The sequence below is a fragment of the Caulobacter sp. Root655 genome, from assembly GCF_001427665.1.
GTDB lineage: Bacteria > Pseudomonadota > Alphaproteobacteria > Caulobacterales > Caulobacteraceae > Caulobacter.
In genome coordinates, this window is the sequence record NZ_LMHC01000001.1 from 837,783 (window position 1) to 854,278 (window position 16,496).

19 protein-coding genes are annotated in these 16,496 nt (G+C 69.7%); 16 read left to right on the top strand and 3 right to left on the bottom strand.

Going from position 1 to position 16,496, the window contains the following annotated elements:
- Positions 1 to 84 precede the first annotated feature (84 nt).
- The 14 genes from ruvC (at position 85) to folP (ending at position 13,564) form a co-directional block, all read left to right on the top strand.
- The gene (gene ruvC / locus ASD79_RS03920) at positions 85 to 606 is read left to right on the top strand and encodes a crossover junction endodeoxyribonuclease RuvC (RefSeq protein WP_200952277.1); all 522 of its coding nucleotides are present in this window, start codon (positions 85 to 87) and stop codon (positions 604 to 606) included.
- A gap of 10 nt (positions 607 to 616) precedes the next feature.
- On the top strand, positions 617 to 1,231 hold the full coding sequence (ruvA, locus tag ASD79_RS03925) for a Holliday junction branch migration protein RuvA (RefSeq protein ID WP_056719700.1): 615 nt from the start codon (positions 617 to 619) through the stop codon (positions 1,229 to 1,231).
- Between the two features lie 118 nt (positions 1,232 to 1,349).
- Positions 1,350 to 2,396, top strand: a complete 1,047-nt coding sequence (ruvB, locus tag ASD79_RS03930; protein ID WP_056719701.1) for a Holliday junction branch migration DNA helicase RuvB — start codon at positions 1,350 to 1,352, stop codon at positions 2,394 to 2,396.
- A 175-nt stretch (positions 2,397 to 2,571) separates the two neighbouring features.
- A complete protein-coding gene (locus ASD79_RS03935) occupies positions 2,572 to 3,015 on the top strand; it encodes a YbgC/FadM family acyl-CoA thioesterase (RefSeq protein ID WP_156400348.1) in 444 nt (147 codons plus the stop codon).
- Between the two features lie 156 nt (positions 3,016 to 3,171).
- Positions 3,172 to 3,870 (top strand): protein TolQ, encoded by a 699-nt coding sequence (tolQ, locus tag ASD79_RS03940; RefSeq protein ID WP_056719702.1) that lies wholly within the window; start codon positions 3,172 to 3,174, stop codon positions 3,868 to 3,870.
- A 4-nt stretch (positions 3,871 to 3,874) separates the two neighbouring features.
- Positions 3,875 to 4,396, top strand: coding sequence for a biopolymer transporter ExbD (locus ASD79_RS03945; protein ID WP_056719703.1), 522 nt, complete (start codon positions 3,875 to 3,877; stop codon positions 4,394 to 4,396).
- A 203-nt stretch (positions 4,397 to 4,599) separates the two neighbouring features.
- Positions 4,600 to 5,421, top strand: coding sequence for a hypothetical protein (locus ASD79_RS03950; RefSeq protein ID WP_056719704.1), 822 nt, complete (start codon positions 4,600 to 4,602; stop codon positions 5,419 to 5,421).
- Between the two features lie 10 nt (positions 5,422 to 5,431).
- Positions 5,432 to 6,742 carry a Tol-Pal system beta propeller repeat protein TolB gene (tolB, locus tag ASD79_RS03955; RefSeq protein WP_056719705.1) on the top strand — a complete coding sequence of 437 codons (1,311 nt, stop codon included), beginning with the start codon at positions 5,432 to 5,434 and terminating at the stop codon, positions 6,740 to 6,742.
- A 188-nt stretch (positions 6,743 to 6,930) separates the two neighbouring features.
- Positions 6,931 to 7,500, top strand: a complete 570-nt coding sequence (pal, locus tag ASD79_RS03960) for a peptidoglycan-associated lipoprotein Pal (protein WP_056719893.1) — start codon at positions 6,931 to 6,933, stop codon at positions 7,498 to 7,500.
- A 249-nt stretch (positions 7,501 to 7,749) separates the two neighbouring features.
- Positions 7,750 to 8,604, top strand: coding sequence for a tol-pal system protein YbgF (gene ybgF / locus ASD79_RS03965; protein ID WP_056719706.1), 855 nt, complete (start codon positions 7,750 to 7,752; stop codon positions 8,602 to 8,604).
- 115 nt (positions 8,605 to 8,719) lie between these two features.
- Entirely contained in the window at positions 8,720 to 10,060 is a 1,341-nt protein-coding gene (gene tilS, locus ASD79_RS03970; RefSeq protein WP_056719894.1) for a tRNA lysidine(34) synthetase TilS, read from the top strand.
- 76 nt (positions 10,061 to 10,136) lie between these two features.
- Positions 10,137 to 12,011, top strand: a complete 1,875-nt coding sequence (gene ftsH / locus ASD79_RS03975) for an ATP-dependent zinc metalloprotease FtsH (protein ID WP_056719707.1) — start codon at positions 10,137 to 10,139, stop codon at positions 12,009 to 12,011.
- 136 nt (positions 12,012 to 12,147) lie between these two features.
- The gene (locus ASD79_RS03980; RefSeq protein WP_056719708.1) at positions 12,148 to 12,624 is read left to right on the top strand and encodes a YbjN domain-containing protein; all 477 of its coding nucleotides are present in this window, start codon (positions 12,148 to 12,150) and stop codon (positions 12,622 to 12,624) included.
- Positions 12,625 to 12,745: 121 nt separating this feature from the next.
- Positions 12,746 to 13,564 (top strand): dihydropteroate synthase, encoded by an 819-nt coding sequence (gene folP, locus ASD79_RS03985; protein ID WP_056719709.1) that lies wholly within the window; start codon positions 12,746 to 12,748, stop codon positions 13,562 to 13,564.
- Positions 13,565 to 14,004: 440 nt separating this feature from the next.
- On the opposite strand, the gene ASD79_RS03990 is transcribed toward folP, so the two are convergent.
- The 3 genes from ASD79_RS03990 to ASD79_RS04000 are packed head-to-tail and all read right to left on the bottom strand — an operon-like array spanning position 14,005 to position 15,859.
- Positions 14,005 to 14,919 (bottom strand): acyl-CoA desaturase, encoded by a 915-nt coding sequence (locus ASD79_RS03990; RefSeq protein ID WP_056719710.1) that lies wholly within the window; start codon positions 14,917 to 14,919, stop codon positions 14,005 to 14,007.
- Complete coding sequence (locus ASD79_RS03995) at positions 14,916 to 15,506, bottom strand: demethoxyubiquinone hydroxylase family protein (protein WP_056719711.1); 591 nt, start codon at positions 15,504 to 15,506, stop codon at positions 14,916 to 14,918. Before ASD79_RS03995 ends, ASD79_RS03990 begins: the two co-directional genes overlap by 4 nt.
- Positions 15,503 to 15,859 (bottom strand): hypothetical protein, encoded by a 357-nt coding sequence (locus tag ASD79_RS04000; protein ID WP_056719712.1) that lies wholly within the window; start codon positions 15,857 to 15,859, stop codon positions 15,503 to 15,505. Before ASD79_RS04000 ends, ASD79_RS03995 begins: the two co-directional genes overlap by 4 nt.
- On the opposite strand from ASD79_RS04000, the gene ASD79_RS23685 reads away from it, so the two are divergent.
- Together ASD79_RS23685 and ASD79_RS04005 are read left to right on the top strand one after the other, a co-directional pair.
- Positions 15,858 to 15,998 carry a hypothetical protein gene (locus ASD79_RS23685; RefSeq protein WP_156400350.1) on the top strand — a complete coding sequence of 47 codons (141 nt, stop codon included), beginning with the start codon at positions 15,858 to 15,860 and terminating at the stop codon, positions 15,996 to 15,998. The genes ASD79_RS04000 and ASD79_RS23685 overlap by 2 nt on opposite strands.
- A gap of 67 nt (positions 15,999 to 16,065) precedes the next feature.
- On the top strand, positions 16,066 to 16,377 hold the full coding sequence (locus ASD79_RS04005) for a metalloregulator ArsR/SmtB family transcription factor (RefSeq protein WP_056719713.1): 312 nt from the start codon (positions 16,066 to 16,068) through the stop codon (positions 16,375 to 16,377).
- Positions 16,378 to 16,496 lie beyond the last annotated feature (119 nt).

The window sequence follows — 16,496 nt, forward strand, 5'->3', positions numbered from 1 at the left end:
GGCGGGTTTAAGACTTCGTTAGGCAAGTCACGTCTTCTGCTGGAACGCGCGGTCCTCTTTTCCTGCGGCGGAAAAGGGACGATGGTGCGAGAACACATGATGAACGCGAATCGCATCCCGATCCGAATCCTGGGGCTGGACCCCGGCCTGCGACGCACCGGCTGGGGCGTGGTCACGGTCGAGGGCTCGCGCATGAGCCACGTCGCCCACGGGGTGATCGTCCCCGACGAGAAGGCCGACTTCGCCTCGCGGCTGCTGCATCTGTTCGAGGGCATCTGCGCGGTGATCGAGCAGCATCGCCCGGACGAAGCGGCGGTCGAGGAGGTGTTCCTCAACACCAACGCCCAATCGACCCTGAAGCTGGGCCACGCTCGCGCCGCCGCCCTGATCTCCCCGGCCCGCGCCGGGCTGCTGGTGGCCGAATATTCCACCCGCCTGGTCAAGAAGGCGGTGGTCGGCACCGGGGCGGCCGACAAGGCCCAGATCGGCTTCATGATCGCCCGCCTGCTGCCGACGGCCGGCAAGACCACGGCCGACTGCGCCGACGCCCTGGCCGTGGCCATCACCCACGCCAACCTGCGCATCGCCAACCGGAGGGTCGCATGATCGCCAAGTCATGATTGGAAGATTGCGCGGCGCCGTCGCCGAGGTCGGCGAGGAAGAGGCGCTGATCGACGTCATGGGCGTGGGCTACGTCGTGCGCTGCGGGTCACGGACCCTGCAACGCCTGCCCGCGCTCGGCGAAGAGGCGCTGCTGCACATCGAGAGCCAGTGGAGCGAGAGCGCCGGCCTGCGGCTCTACGGGTTCGGTTCGCGGGAGGACCGCCGGGCGTTCGTGCTGCTGCAGGCGATCCAGGGCGTCGGGCCCAAGGCCGCCATGGCGGTGCTCGACGTGCTGTCGCCGGCCGAGCTGGCCAGCGCGGTGGCGCGCGAGGACAAGGCCGCCGTTGGCCGGGCCTCGGGCGTCGGACCGAAGCTGGCGCTGCGGATCGTCACCGAACTGAAGGACAAGCCGATCACCGACGGGCCGGTGCTGATGACCGCGCCGGGCGCCGCGCCGTCCGCGCCCGCCAAGCCGGCCCCGACCGGCGACGCCGTGGCGGCGCTGATGGGCCTGGGCGTGGCCGAGGTCAACGCCCGCCGCGTGGTCGAGGCGGCGGCGGCCAAGCTGGGCGAGGAGGCGACGGTTCAGGCGCTGATCAAGGCGGGATTGCAGGAGCTGGGGCGGTGAGCGTTCGTCACACTCCCCCCACCGGCCCTTCGGGCCACCTCCCCCACAGGGGGAGGCTTTGCGTCCCTAAGGCCTCCCCCTGTGGGGGAGGTGTCGGCGTAGCCGACGGAGGGGGGATATGACCCGCATCATCTCCGGCGAAGCCCAGCCCCACGAGGCCATCCCCGGCGCCAGCGATCGCGCCCTGCGGCCCCAGACCCTGGCCGAGTTCGTCGGCCAGGAGCAGGCCAAGGCCAACCTGCGGATCTTCATCGAGGCCGCCAAGGGCCGGGGCGAGGCCCTGGACCATGTGCTGCTGTTCGGCCCGCCGGGCCTGGGCAAGACCACCCTGGCCCAGATCGTCGCTCGCGAACTGGGCGTGAACTTCCGCGCCACCTCCGGCCCGGTGCTCAACAAGGCCGGCGACCTGGCGGCGATCCTGACCAACCTGGAAGCCAACGACGTCCTGTTCATCGACGAGATCCACCGCCTGCCCTCGACCGTGGAGGAGATCCTCTATCCGGCCATGGAGGACCATGTGCTGGACCTGGTGATCGGCGAGGGGCCCTCGGCCCGCTCGATCCGCATCGACCTGGCCCCCTTCACCCTGGTGGCGGCCACGACCCGGGCCGGCATGCTGGCCACGCCGCTGCGCGACCGGTTCGGCATCCCGATCCGGCTGGAGTTCTACACCCCCAAGGAGCTGCAGCTGGTGCTGCTGGGCGCGGCCCGCAAGATGGGCGCGCCGCTGGCCGAGGACGGCGCCGCCGAGATCGCCGCCCGGGCCCGCGGCACCCCCCGCGTTGCCGGCCGCCTGCTGCGCCGGGTGCGCGACTTCGCCTCGGCCGACGGCGCATCGGTGATCGACCGCAAGGCGGCGGGCATGGCCCTGGCGAGACTTGAAGTGGACGAGCTGGGATTGGACTCCCTCGACCGCCGCTACCTGCGCGCCCTGATCGAGAACTACGGCGGCGGCCCGGCCGGGGTCGAGACCCTGGCCTACGCCATCGCCGAGGCCCGCGACGCCGTCGAGGACGTCATCGAGCCGTACCTGATGCAGCAGGGCTTCATCCAGCGCACCCCGCGCGGTCGGATGGCCTGCGGCAAGGCGTATCTGCACCTGGGCCTGCAGGAGCCGGCGTCGGCGCCGAAGGTGGTGCAGGCCGGGTTGTTCGGCGAAGACTGAACCTTCTCCCGGAGGGGAGAAGGAGGGGCCCGCGCCGACAGGTGTGGGAGGATGAGGGGGTTACGCCGTCAACCGGCGTGCCGGCACGCCGTCGGCGGTCCCTAAACCCTCACCCTCCCAACGCTTCGCGGTCGGGCCCCTCCCTCTCCCGCTGGGAGAGGGTTACAAGGGGCGCATGAGCGAGATTCCCCAGCCTTCATCAGGCGTCTTCGACGGCCGCGAGCACCAGCTGCCCGTGCGCATCTATTACGAGGACACCGACTTTTCCGGCATCGTCTACCACGCCAACTACCTGCGCTATTTCGAGCGGGGGCGGAGCGACTTCTTCCGGATGGTCGGCATCTCGCACACCGAGCTGGCGGCGGTCGACACGGCTTTCGCCCTCACCCGCATGGAGATCGACTTCAAGCGGGCGGCGCGGGTCGACGACGCCCTGCTGGTGCGCACCACCTATGACCGGGTGAAGGGCGCGCGCCTGCACGTCAGCCAGAAGATCACCCGCGGCGACGAACTGATCGCCGTGGCGGTGGTCGAGGCGATCTGCATCACCCTGGACGGCCGGCCGCGCAAGCCGACGGCGGAGATGGTGGCGCGGCTGGCGCCGTGGTTCGAGGTTTAGGCCTCCATCCCCCCACGTGCAAAAAACCCACTCGCCCGCCTATCGTCATAGTTTCACCATTGCCCCGCTTCATGCCAGTAAGGCGCAACGGAACCAGAGCAGGCGCGCTATCACCTGCTCTTACGAATTTGACGCCCCAACGGAGCAGGACCCCGCATGGACGCCGCCGCAGGCCCCCAGAGCTTTTCCTTCATTTCGCTGTTCCTTCAGGCCGATTGGGTGGTCAAGGCGGTGATGATCGGCCTGATCGTGGCCTCGCTGGGCTCGTGGGCGGTGATCATCGACAAGCTGTTCCGGTTCGGCGCGGCCAACCGGGCCGCCGACCGATTCGAGGATCAGGTCGGCTCGGGCCAGGGGCTGGAGGAGGTCGCCGCCCAAGCCGGGAACAATCCGCGCGACCCGCTGCCGCGCATGCTGCAGGCCGCCCTCAAGGAATGGCGCGAGACCAAGGCCAAGGGCGTGCTGGGCGAGGGGCAGGCCGCCTTCCTGATCCAGCGCATCGACCGCGTGCTCGACACCCTGATCGCCCGCGAGAGCAGCAAGGCCGAGGACGGCCTGGGCAGCCTGGCCATCGTCGCCACCGCCTCGCCGTTCATCGGTCTGTTCGGCACGGTCTGGGGCATCATGCACGCCTTCCAGAACATCGCCCTGTCGAAGAACACCTCGCTGGCCGTCGTGGCCCCGTCGATCGCCGAGGCGCTGTTCGCCACCGCCATCGGCCTGATCGCCGCCATCCCGGCCTATATCGCCTACAACAAGTTCTCGACCGACGCGGGCAAGTACGCCGGCCGGCTGGAGAACTTCGCCGACGACCTGTCGACGGCCATCCAGCGTCGCCTGAGCGAGCGGGTCTGACCCCATGGCGATGTCCGCGAATGACGCCTTCGCCACCGGCGGCCGACGCGGCCGCCGCCGGCGCGGCCGCCGGGGCAGGGGCGCCCTGTCCGAGATCAACGTCACCCCGCTGGTCGACGTGATGCTGGTGCTGCTGATCATCTTCATGATCAGCGCCCCGCTGCTGACCGCCGGCGTGCCGCTGGAACTGCCCAAGACCGAGGCCGCCGCCCTGCAGAACCAGCAGGAGCCGGTGACCGTGTCGATCAAGGCCGACGGCGCGGTGTTCGTCGGCGAGACCCCCGTGCCGTTCGCCGACCTGGCCCCGCGCCTGACGGCGATCACCGGCGACGGCTACGACAAGCCGATCTTCGTGCGCGCCGACGGCAAGGCGAACTACGCCACCGTCGCCCAGGTGATGGCGGCGCTGTCCAACGCCGGCTTCAGCAAGATCAACCTGCTGACCGACACCGGCGGCCCGTCGTCCGGCGCGACGGCCAAGCCGGAGGGCGGTTCGGACGCGGGCGCCCTGCGTCCGGCGCAGTGAATGGGTGGTTCGCTGATGCGTGACCTCCTTTTGTTTACGGAAGCCAACGGTTTCCCCTCCCCCTTGATGGGGGAGGGGTCAGGGGTGGGGGTGACCACGGCGGCGGGGTTCGCCACGGCCGTGCTTCATCCTGAACCGCTGTCACCCCCATCCCCGGCCCTTCCCCCATCGAGGGGGAAGGGAGCAGTCAGCGGGGCGGCCGCGTGAGCTACCGCGAGAACAAGACCAAACTGTCCCCCGCGCTGATCGGCTCGATCAGCCTGCACGCGCTGGTGGTCGCCGCGATCCTGATCGGGCCGTGGAAGGCGTCCAAGCCGGTGGTCATCGGCGAGAGCGTGCCGGTGACCATCGTCACCGAGGGCCCCACCAACGTGCGTCCGGCCCTGGAGGCGCCCGAGGACCAGACGGCCCAGACCGAGGAGCCGACGCCCGAGGCCGACCCGCAGCCGCCGGCTCCGGTCCCCGCGCCCACGCCGACCCCCGCTCCGGCCCCGCCCAAGACCGCCCCGACCCCGACGCCCACGCCCAAGCCGCCGACCCCGAAACCGCCGACCCCCAAGCCGGCCAAGCCCGAGCCCGACTTCTTCGCCTCGCTGGAAAAGACCCTGGCCAAGACGCCCAAGGCGGCCGGCAAGCCGGTGGCCAACGCCGCCCGGGGACCGACCCGTCCGGAGACCGCCACCCAGGCCCGTCCGGGCGCGGGGGCGATGACCGGCCTGCAGGCCGCGGCGATCAACGGCATGAAGGACGAGATCCAGCGGCGCTGGAACCCCAATTGCGAGGTCGAGGGCGGCGCCGCGGTGCAGGTCAAGGTCGGCTTCAAGCTGACCACGGCCGGTCGCATCATCGGCCAGGTGACGGCCGGCGACTCCGAGAAGTCATCCGACCCTGTGGTCCGGGCCGCCGCCGAGCGCGCCATCCGCGCGGTCTATCAATCGGCGCCCTTCGAAGGGCTGCCGCCGGACTATTATGGCCAGCAACTCAATTTGAACTTCAAGGCGCGCGACGCTTGCGCGGCGCGATAGGGAGGACCCGATGAACCTGAAGCCCCTTCTTGCGGCGATGTCCGCCGTGCTGGCCATGACCTGCGCCGCCATCGTCCCGACCGTGGCGCGGGCGCAGATCGAGGTCGACATCGACAAGGGCGCGGTCAAGCCGCTGCCGGTCGCCATCCCGGCCTTTTCGGGGACCGGCGGACGCGGCGCGGACATCTCGCAGGTCATCAGCGGCAACCTCGAGCGCTCGGGCCTGTTCCAGCCGCTCAACGTGGCCAATGTCGCCGACAAGCTGACCGACGTGAACGTCCAACCCCGCTTCCCCGACTGGCAGGCGACCGGGGCCCAGGCCCTGATCAACGGCCAGGTGACGGTGGGCGCCGACGGCGTGCTGCGGGTCGACTTCCGCCTGTGGGACACCTTCAGCCAGCAGCAGCTGCTGGGCCTGCAGTTCACCTCGACCGCCGAGAACTGGCGGCGGGTGGCCCACAAGATCAGCGACGCGGTCTATGAGCGCCTGACCGGCGAGAAGGGCTATTTCGACACCCGCGTGGCCTTCGTCGCCGAGAGCGGCTCGAAGATGGCCCGGGTCAAGAAGCTGGCGATCATGGACCAGGACGGGGCCAATCCCAGCTACATCACCGACGGCTCGTACATCGTCATGACGCCCCGGTTCTCGGCCACCAGCCAGGAAATCACCTACATGGCGCTGCGGCCCACGGGCTCCAGCATCTACCTGCTGAACCTGCAGACCGGCCGCACCGAGACGGTGGGCAAGTTCCCCGGCATGGTGTTCGCCCCGCGCTTCTCGCCGGACGGCACCAAGGTGGCGTTCTCGGTCGAGAAGGGCGGCAACAGCGACATCTACGTGCTGGACCTGCGCAGCCGCGCCTCGACCCGCATCACCACCGATCCGGCCATCGACACCTCGCCGTCGTTCTCGCCGGACGGGTCGAAGATCGTCTTCAACTCCGACCGCGGCGGCCAGGCCCAGCTCTATGTGATGAACGCCGACGGCAGCGGCGTGCGGCGCATCTCCTACGGCGGCGGTCGCTACACCACGCCGGTGTGGAGCCCGCGCGGCGACTTCGTGGCCTTCACCAAGCAGACCGGCGGCCAGTTCCACATCGGCGTCATGCGCCCCGACGGCGGCGACGAGCGTTTGCTGACCACCAGCTACCTGGACGAGGGCCCGACCTGGGCCCCCAACGGCCGGGTGCTGATGTTCTCGCGCGAAGGCTCCAGCGGCGGTTCGCGGCTGTGGACGGTGGACGTCACCGGCCGGATTCTGCGCGCCGCCGCCTATCAGGGCGCGGCTTCCGACCCGGCGTGGTCGCCGCTGCTGGACTGATCGATGTGACTTCGCGGCAACCTTCGCCATAACCACGCGTTGCCGCCTTGTTGTTCATCCGACGTTCACGCGCCGGGTGAAACGAGGTGGTGGTGCGACAATCTGACGCCATTGTGAGGTCCAGGGTACGTTTTCGCACAGCGTCACAAAGGCTTGGCGCGTAAGAAGTATGAACCTTGGCCGTGGACTTGAGGAGAAACAGGATGAGCTTCGAAACCAACCGCGTCGTTAGACTGGCGCTGATCGGTCTGGCGGCCGCCTCGCTCGCCGCCTGCGCCTCGCGGCCGAAGCCCGCGGGTCCGATGGCTCCGACCCCGCCGTCGCAACCCACGGCTCCGGCCGAGACCCAGCCCTCCATGCCGCCGTCGCCGGTGGACCAGGGTCCGCTGCCGGGCACGGTGCAGGACTTCGTCATCAACATCGGTGAGCGGGTCTATTTCGACACCGACCAGTACGACATCCGCAGCGACGCCCAGCCGACCCTGACCGCCCAGGCCCAGTGGCTGAACCGCTATCCGGCCGTGCGCGTGCGCATCGAAGGCAATGCCGACGAACGCGGCACTCGCGAATACAACCTGGCGCTCGGCGCCCGCCGCGCCAACGCCGTCCGCGAATTCCTGGTCGGCCAGGGCGTCTCGGGTTCGCGCATCGAGACCCTGTCCTACGGCAAGGAACGCCCGATCGACCCCGGCACGACCGAAGACGCCTGGGCCAAGAACCGCAACGCCCGCACCGCCATCACCGACGGCGCGCGGTAATCCATAGGGCTCCCTTCCCCCTCGATGGGGGAAGGGCGTTCTATCCTGTCATCCCGGACAAGCGCGTAGCGCGCCGATCCGGGACCGCCGGAAGCTCGGCGCTCACGCGTCGGTCCCGGATCTTCACGCTTCGCGCCAGCCCGTCGTCAGACGGGCCGCTCGCGCGGCCCGAGGCCGGGATGACAATGTTTTTGAAGCGAGCTCTTTAGTGGCCGCACTTTTGTCCGCAACCGGGGCATAATCGCCGACATGAAGCTGAAAGCCGCGCTGTTCGCCTCCGTCCTGACCCTGGCCCCCCTTGTCTTGGCCACCGCCCTGCCGGCGTTCGCCCAGACCCCGCTGCCCGATCCGCTGGACGATCGCTCCGCCAAGCGGCTGGAGCGCATGGAAAAGGTGGTGCGCGAGTTGCGGTCCATCGTCTTCCAGGGGCGCGACACCGGCAAGCCAGTGGTCGTGCAGACGGCCGAGACCGACGCTCAGATCGCGGCGATGTCCGACAAGCTGGGCGACCTGGAACAAACCCTGACCCGGTTGAACGGTCAGAACGAGACCCTGACCCACGACCTGGACCAGGCGCGCCGGGCTGACGAGGCGCAGAAAACCCGCGCCGACGCGCTCGACCAGCGCCTGGCCGCCCTGGAAAAGCGGATCGCCGACCAGGAGGCCGCGGCGGCCGCCGCCGTGCCGGCTCCGCCCCCGCCGCCTTCAGCCTCGGCCGATCCGGCCCAGGCCTTCAAGCAGGCCCGCCAACTGCTGCTGGACGGTGACTACGGCGCGGCCGAACAGGCCTTCTCCGGCTATGTGGACGCCTATCCCGACAGCGCCAAGACCCCGGAGGCCCGCTACTGGCTGGGCGAGACCCAGTTCGTGCGCGAGGCCTATGGCGACGCGGCCGGCTCCTATCTGGGCGCGGTGCGTGGCTGGCCGCAGACCAGCTGGGCGCCCGACGCCGTGCTGAAGCTGTCGCGGTCGCTGGTGGCGCTGAAGAAGCCCGCCGACGCCTGCAAGACCCTGGACGAACTGGCCCGCCGCTACCCCAAGGCCCCCTCGGCGGTGACGGCCAAGGCCGCGACCACGCGGGCCCAGGCCAAGTGCGCGGCCTAGGGTTTCAGCCTCTTTGATCCCGCTCATCCCGGCGAAAGCCGGGACCCAAGCTGAGTGTGTGGTTTCGTTCGGAGGCCGGTCGGCCAGGGTCGCTTGGGTCCCGGCCTTCGCCGGGATGAGCGGAGGAGGGGAGGTCATCGTGCAACATCCCTTCCCCACCTTCACCGCCACCCTCGACCGCCGCCTGCGCGCCGACGGCGCCGCGCCTCTGGCCGTCGGCTTCTCCGGTGGCGGCGACAGCCTGGCCCTGTTGATCCTGACCCTGGACTGGGCGCGCGCCCACGGCCGTCCGGTGGTCAGCCTGACCGTCGACCACCAGATCAACCCGGCCAGCGCCGCCTGGACCGCCGCCGCCGTGGCCAAGGCCCAGGCGCTGGGCGCCACCACCCGCGCCCTGTCCTGGTCCGGCGCCAAGCCCGCCACCGGCCTGCCGGCCGCCGCCCGCGCGGCCCGCCACGCCCTGCTGGCCGACGCCGCCCGGGCGGCCGGGGCCAGCGTCCTGCTGCTGGGCCACACCGCCGACGACCTGGCCGAGGCCGCCGCCATGCGGGCCGAGGGCTCGACGGTCTCCGACCCGCGCGACTGGGCCCCATCGCCGGCCTGGCCGCAGGGGCGGGGGGTGTTCCTGCTGCGGCCGCTGCTGGACGTGGGGCGGCGGACGCTGCGCGACTGGCTGACGGCGCGGGGCGAGGCGTGGCTGGACGACCCGGCCAACGACGACCTGAAGTACGCCCGGGCGCGGGCGCGGCGGGCTCAGGCTTCCCCTCCCCCTGTGGGGGAGGTGTCGCCACAGGCGACGGAGGGGGGCGTGGTTCCACCTCGGCAGGCTCCCCCCACCGGTCCTCTGGACCGCCTCCCCCATGGGGGGAGGGATTATCTCGTTCTCCCTCGCGCCGCTCCAGCCGCCCATGTCGCCGCCGCCTGCCTGTGCGCCGCCGGCACGTCGCAGCCGCCGCGTGGCGAGCGGCTGCGACGCCTGGTCGATCGCCTTCGCGCCGGGGAGACCTTCACCGCCACCCTGGCCGGGGCGCGGATCGAGGCGAGCGGCGACGGCGTGCGGTTCTTCCGCGAACCCGGCGAGGCCCGGCGTCAAGGTCCTCCCCCCGTGGGGGAGGTGTCGGCGCAGCCGACGGAGGGGGGAGGGACCCTAATTCCCCTCGCCCTGCCGGTCGGCGAAACTGTCGTCTGGGACGGCCGCTATGAGATCACCGCCACCGTCCCCGGCCTGACCGTGCGCCCATTGCAAGGCCTGGCCGCCCGCCTGCCGGCCGCCCAGCGCCGGGCGCTGAAGGACCTGCCGGCCGCCGCCCGGTCCGCCTTGCCGGCGATCGTCGATCCCGCCGGGACGGTCGGTTGCCCGATCCTTGCAGGGGTTTTCGCGACGCGCGTGCGTTGTCTTGTCCTGGATCGTTTCGAAGCGGCCGTCGGCCGTGTCGATCAAGAAGCCGCGACATGATATCCCGCGCGTGGCGAAACCGGCCGGGCCGTCCTATCTTGGAAGGTCAGAGATTATCGTTGGGAAGACAACGCGTATGAATTTCAAGACCCTGGGCATCTGGGCTGTGATCGTTCTGGTGCTGGTCACGGCCTATGGCGTGGTCAGCCAGGGCGGAAAGCCCGGCGCCGCCGGCGAGGTCAGCTACTCGCAGTTCCTCAAGAACATCGACAACGGCGACGTCAAGAAGGCCGACATCAGCGGCGACGTGGTCAAGGTCGAGCCGCGCTCGGGCAAGCCTTACGCGGTCAATGTCCCTGGCAACGCCGAGGACATGGTCAAGCGCCTCGAGGCGCACAATTCCGAGATCGTCTACCAGCGCGGCGGCGTCAGCCTGCTGAGCATCCTGTTCCAGATGCTGCCGATCCTGCTGCTGATCGGCGTGTGGATCTTCTTCATGCGCCAGATGCAGGGCGGCACCAAGGGCGCCATGGGCTTCGGCAAGTCCAAGGCCCGGCTGCTGACCGAGAACAAGAACCGCGTGATGTTCGACGATGTCGCCGGCGTCGACGAGGCCAAGGAAGAGCTGCAGGAAGTGGTCGAGTTCCTCAAGGACCCGGCCAAGTTCCAGCGCCTGGGCGGCAAGATCCCCAAGGGCGCCCTGCTGATCGGTCCTCCCGGCACCGGCAAGACCCTGATCGCCCGCGCCGTGGCGGGTGAGGCCGGCGTGCCGTTCTTCACCATCTCCGGTTCGGACTTCGTCGAGATGTTCGTCGGCGTCGGCGCCAGCCGCGTGCGCGACATGTTCGAGCAGGCCAAGAAGAACGCCCCCTGCATCATCTTCATCGACGAGATCGACGCCGTCGGCCGCCATCGCGGCGCCGGCCTGGGCGGCGGCAACGACGAGCGCGAGCAGACCCTCAACCAGCTGCTGGTCGAGATGGACGGCTTCGAGGCCAACGAAGGCATCATCCTGATCGCCGCCACCAACCGCCCCGACGTGCTGGACCCGGCCCTGCTGCGTCCGGGCCGCTTCGACCGCCAGGTGGTGGTGCCCAATCCCGACGTCATGGGCCGCGAGAAGATCATCCGCGTGCACATGAAGAACGTGCCGCTGGCCGCCGATGTCGACGTCAAGACCCTGGCCCGCGGCACCCCCGGCTTCTCGGGCGCCGACCTGGCCAACCTGGTCAACGAGGCGGCCCTGACCGCGGCGCGCAAGAACCGCCGCATGGTCACCATGCACGACTTCGAATACGCCAAGGACAAGGTGATGATGGGCGCCGAGCGTCGCTCGATGGCCATGAGCGAGGACGAGAAGAAGCTGACGGCCTATCACGAGGGCGGCCACGCCCTGGTGGCCCTCAACGTCCCCGTCGCCGACCCGGTCCACAAGGCCACCATCGTGCCGCGCGGCCGGGCCCTGGGCATGGTCATGCAGCTTCCCGAGGGCGACCGCTACTCGATGAGCTTCGACATGATGACCTCGCGCCTGGCGATCATGATGGCCGGCCGGGTGGCCGAGGAGCTGATCTTCGGCAAGGAGAAGATCACCTCGGGCGCCTCCAGCGACATCAGCGCCGCCACCAACCTGGCCCGCAACATGGTCACCCGCTGGGGCTTCTCCGACAAGCTGGGCACCGTGGCCTATGGCGACAACCAGGAAGAGGTGTTCCTGGGCCACTCGGTGGCCCGCACCCAGAACGTCTCGCCCGAGACCATGATCACGATCGACGCCGAGGTTCGCCGCCTGGTCAAGACCGGCGAGGACGAGGCCCGTCGCATCCTGACCGAACAGCTCGAGAGCCTGCACGCGGTGGCCAAGGCCCTGCTGGAGTTCGAGACCCTCAGCGGCGACGAGATCATCGGCGTGATGAAGGGCGTCCAGCCCGTCCGGGTCGAGGACGACCTGATCAAGCCGACCGGGCCGGTGGCCTCGGTGCCGGTCTCGCCCACGAGCGCCACGGCCTAGGTTTTTAAGCCTTCGACGACGTTGAAGCCGGGTCCCTTGGGCCCGGCTTTTTCGTTGGGGACATCCCGCAACCTTGGCTTGGCGCGGGCGCGGGCCGGAGCTAGACCTGTCGCCTCAACCAGAGGGAGCTACCCGCATGAAGACCATCGTCGCTGGCTTGAGCCTGGCCGCCGCCCTGATGTTCGCCGCCAGCGCTTCCGCCGCTGAGATCCATGCCGACGGCATGACCGGCGCCGAAGTCGCCAAGTGGCTGCAGGACGCCGGCTACAAGGCCGAACTGACCAAGGACGACGGCGGCGATCCGATGATCAACAGCGCCGCCAACGGCGCGTCGTTCAAGATCTATTTCTACGACTGCGACAAGGCCCAGCTGCGCTGCAAGGCGCTGCAGTTCTCGGCCGGCTTCGACCTGAAGACGCCGCTGACGCTCGAGAAGATCAACGAGTGGAACCGCAAGAACCGCTACCTCAAGGCCTATCTCGACGACGACAAGGACCCCTACGTCCAGTACGACGTCAACGTGAACGCCGGCCGCACCGTTGCGGGCCTGGACGACGACTTCGGGGTCTGGACCGGCATGCTGGACGACTTCACGACGTTCATCGACTGGTAAGGCGGGAAACCCCCTCCGACCCTTCGGGCCACCTCCCCCAGAGGGGGAGGATCTGGTCGTGCTGGATGCTCCCCCTTTTGGGGGAGCTGTCGCGGAGCGACCGAGGGGGGTAGAACGCCGCATGTCTTCGACCCACCCTCTTCCCCGCGTCATGGGCGTCGTCAACGTCACGCCCGACAGCTTCTCGGACGGCGGCCGGTTCCTCGGGCTCGGCGCGGCCCTGGCCCAGGCGCGGCGGCTGATCGCCGACGGGGCCGACATCCTCGACATCGGCGGCGAGAGCACTCGGCCGGGCGCCGTGCCGGTTCCGGCCGCCGAGGAGATCGCCCGGGTGGTCCCGCTGATCGCGGCGATTCGGGCCGAGAGCGAGGTGACGATCTCGATCGACACCATGAAGCCCGCCGTGGCCCGGGCCGCCGTCGCCGCCGGGGCCAGCCTGTGGAACGACGTCGCCGCCCTGCGCTTCGCGCCCGACGCTCCGGAAGTCGCCGCCGAGCTGGGCTGCGAGGTCGTGCTGATGCACATGCTGGGCCAGCCGGGGACCATGCAGGACGATCCGCGCTACGACGACGTGGTCGCCGAGGTCGAGGCCTTCCTGCTGGCCCGAGCCTTCACCGCCATGGCCGCCGGCGTCGACCGCGAGAAGATCTGGTTGGATCCCGGCATCGGCTTCGGCAAGACCCCGGCCCACAACCTGGCCCTGCTGGCCGCCCTGCCGCGCTTCGTCGCCCTGGGCTACCCCGTGCTGCTGGGGGCCAGCAGGAAGCGCTTCATCGCGGCGCTAGACCCGCTGGGGGCCGAGCCCGACGCCCGGCTGGGTGGCTCCCTGGCGGCGCATCTGCACGGCGCGGCGGCGGGCGTGGCGGCGCTGCGGGTCCACGACGTGCGGGAGACGGCCCAGGCGCTGGCGGTGTGGGGGGCAATCGAGGGCGGTGTTTGAGGCCGGTTTTGACCCAAGTCGGACGTTCGAACGGTCAGCTTCTGAAATCCGAAACCATCTCGTCCCTCCCCCCTCAGGGGAGGGTGGCCCGCGTAGCGGGTCGGGTGGGGGTCCGGTGCAGAGAGTTCAGCGCGGCGGTGAAGCCCCACCCACCAGCTTCGCTGGTCCCCCCTCCCCATAAAGGGGAGGGAAGAACGATCGACCGACAACCACCCTTCTTGGGACCTTCAGAAGGTCTGCTTGGCGCAAGCCAGCATCCGTAGCGGTCTTTTTCGCGCGAACCCTTTGCCACCGATTTCCCAAAGCGTTGTCATCCCGGAAGCCTCGCAGAGGCTGTCCGGGACCTAGGGGACTGGGCCAATGCGGTGCGGCCGCCCCTGGGTCCCGGCTCTACGCTTCGCTTCGGCCGGGATGACAACGATGGGGGTAATTGAGGAGCTTCACGCTCCCACCAACCCATCCCGCTCCGGCAGCGTCTCCGGCGTCCGCACGTCCCAGGCCAGGCCCAGCCACTCCAGCAGGCGGATGAACGCGAAGCCGAAATCCGCCTGACCCGGATACAGGCCCAGCTTCGCCGAGCCTGGCCAGGCATGGTGGTTGTTGTGCCAGGCCTCGCCCATGGTCGGAATCGCCGCCCACGGCACGTCATGGGCCTGGATCCCCGAGGCCTCGACCAACCAGCGTTGCGGACCGGTGCGATGGGCCAGGCGGCCGACGAACCAGTGGCCGGTCACCGACACGCAGACCCGCGCGCAGACGCCCCACAGCAGCCATGACCAGCCGCCGAGCGCGAACAGCACGATAGCCACGGGAAGCTGTTGCAGCATCCAGGTCCGCTCCAGGAACCGGTAGAACCGGTCACTGGCGATGCGCGGCGGGATTTCGACCCGTGGCGGCGAGGCCAGCACCAGCCGGCCGTGCAGGTTCCAGGCATAGTCGGTCCAGAAGCCCGCGCGATTGGACAGGTAGGGATGACAGTCGGGCTGCCTCTGGCCCCAGTCGCGCAGGTCGTGACCCTCGATCATCGCCAGCGGCCCGCTCATCCCGACCAGCGTGCCGGCGTACATCATCAAGTGGTCCAGCCAGAGCGGGCTCTGGAAGCTGCCGTGGATCAGCCGGCGGTGGAAGCCGACCGAATGGCCGACCAGCAGGGTGGCGCCGGTCAGGGCCACGAACACCAAGAGGCCGCTCCAACTGAAGAAGAACGGCGCGGCCAGGGCCCCGGCCAGCATCACGCCCTGCCAGATCGAGGTCAGCGGCGCCCAGACCACGCGACCGGCGACGGCATCGTCGGCGGGCGAAGGGACGATGGAATGGACGGCGTAGGGGGCGTCGTGGGCCGGGTGATCGGTCATGCCGCCGCGCCTTCCATCTCCAGCCGCCGCGCCAGCCGCGCGATGTCGCCGCGTGTCGACAGCCACATCAGGACTTCGGTGCTCAGGGTGATCGCCGCGTCGAACAACCGGCCGAACGGGGCGGGGCGGTCGCCGCGCATCTTCACCGCGTGCTCCAGGTGCTCCATCTCGTCGGCGCTCACCGACTCGATCAGCGCGGTCAGCTCGGCGTCGTGGCGGCGCACGAAGGCCAACTGGATGCTCAGGTGGCGGTGGACGCCGCGCTCGACCACCTCGGTGCAGAGATAGACCGCCCGCGCGCCGAACAACGCCGTCGACAGGCCCATCAGCAGCGCGCCGGCGGTCCAGATCCACGGCAGGCGGCAGACCTTGGCGGCGCGGGCCGGCATCAGCGCCCGGAAGCGGCGGGCGTGGTCGGCCTCGTGGTCGCGGGTCCATTCCAGGAACGGCACGACCTCGGGGCAACGCCAGCGAGCCACCGCCAATTGAGCCCGGTACAGCGCCACCCCGCCGCGCTCGCCGGCGTCGTTGACCCGCAGGATGCGGCGGATGATCTGGGCGGGAGCTGCGTCGGCGGTCGGGCTCATCGCGCGCCGCCTTGCCGGCCATAGGCGACCCTGGCCACGACCCAGCCCACCGCCGCGCCGGCCGCCGCGAACATCGCGGCCTGGGTCAACAGCAACAAGTTCATGTCGCCATGGCCATGACCCAGGGTCAGGACCATCGTCGGCCCCACCGCGGCCATCGGCGCCACGATCCCGCCGACCGCGGCGGCCAGTCGCGTGGGGCGGGCGTTCAACTTGCGCAGCAGACACCAGATCGGTCCGCCGATCACCACTAGGCCCGCCAACCAGGTGACGACGGCGAAGGGTAGGGCCACGGCCGCGAACGCCAGACCCGTCATCGGGTCGTACTGGACGAGGGCCATGGCGAGCACCATGCCGCTCACCAAGACCCCGCCGCACAGCGCGCCCAGCAACAACCCGGCGATGACGCGGCCGGGGTTCGTCGAAGGGCGAGCGGACCCGGACGGGAAGGGTGTCGTCGTCGCGTGGCTCATCATCGCCTCCGGTATCTAGTAAGCTATTCCTTAAATACCTCCTTACCTATTTGCAAGCGCTTAGCGAACAGCTTAAATACCGTCACATGCAACGCGTATTCGAAGCCCTCTCATCCACGGTCCGCCGGAAGATCCTGGCCTATCTGGCCCATGCCGAGCTGACGGCGGGGGACATCGCCTCGCGATTCGAGATCTCCAAGCCGGCGGTGTCGCAGCACCTGTCGATCCTCGAGGCGGCCGGCCTGGTGCGCAGCGAGAAACGCGGCCAGTTCGTGCACTACAGCCTGGTGCGCGACAGCCTGGTCAACACGCTGAACGACTTCGTCCAGGAGGTCTGCCCGGTCTCCAAACCGCTGAAGGGCGAGAGCGCCAAGCTGAAGGCCGGGCGGGAGGAGTAGAGAGTCCTCCCCCGGTGGGGGAGGTGTCGGCGCAGCCGACGGAGGGGGGAGTCATAGGCCGATGGCCGCAACCCCGATCGAACGCCCGACAACTCCCCCCTCCGGCCTGCGGCCACCTC

Coding starts and splice junctions, on each gene's coding strand:
- ASD79_RS23685 (WP_156400350.1), top strand. CDS start 15,858: ATGCCGCTCACCAAGACCCCGCCGCACAGCGCGCCCAGCAACAACCCG.
- ruvB (WP_056719701.1), top strand. CDS start 1,350: ATGACCCGCATCATCTCCGGCGAAGCCCAGCCCCACGAGGCCATCCCC.
- ybgF (WP_056719706.1), top strand. CDS start 7,750: ATGAAGCTGAAAGCCGCGCTGTTCGCCTCCGTCCTGACCCTGGCCCCC.
- ASD79_RS03945 (WP_056719703.1), top strand. CDS start 3,875: ATGGCGATGTCCGCGAATGACGCCTTCGCCACCGGCGGCCGACGCGGC.
- tolB (WP_056719705.1), top strand. CDS start 5,432: ATGAACCTGAAGCCCCTTCTTGCGGCGATGTCCGCCGTGCTGGCCATG.
- ASD79_RS03995 (WP_056719711.1), bottom strand. CDS start 15,506: ATGAGCCCGACCGCCGACGCAGCTCCCGCCCAGATCATCCGCCGCATC.
- ASD79_RS03935 (WP_156400348.1), top strand. CDS start 2,572: ATGAGCGAGATTCCCCAGCCTTCATCAGGCGTCTTCGACGGCCGCGAG.
- ASD79_RS03980 (WP_056719708.1), top strand. CDS start 12,148: ATGAAGACCATCGTCGCTGGCTTGAGCCTGGCCGCCGCCCTGATGTTC.
- ftsH (WP_056719707.1), top strand. CDS start 10,137: ATGAATTTCAAGACCCTGGGCATCTGGGCTGTGATCGTTCTGGTGCTG.
- tilS (WP_056719894.1), top strand. CDS start 8,720: ATGAGCGGAGGAGGGGAGGTCATCGTGCAACATCCCTTCCCCACCTTC.
- folP (WP_056719709.1), top strand. CDS start 12,746: ATGTCTTCGACCCACCCTCTTCCCCGCGTCATGGGCGTCGTCAACGTC.
- ASD79_RS04005 (WP_056719713.1), top strand. CDS start 16,066: ATGCAACGCGTATTCGAAGCCCTCTCATCCACGGTCCGCCGGAAGATC.
- ASD79_RS03990 (WP_056719710.1), bottom strand. CDS start 14,919: ATGACCGATCACCCGGCCCACGACGCCCCCTACGCCGTCCATTCCATC.
- tolQ (WP_056719702.1), top strand. CDS start 3,172: ATGGACGCCGCCGCAGGCCCCCAGAGCTTTTCCTTCATTTCGCTGTTC.
- ruvA (WP_056719700.1), top strand. CDS start 617: ATGATTGGAAGATTGCGCGGCGCCGTCGCCGAGGTCGGCGAGGAAGAG.
- ASD79_RS04000 (WP_056719712.1), bottom strand. CDS start 15,859: ATGGTGCTCGCCATGGCCCTCGTCCAGTACGACCCGATGACGGGTCTG.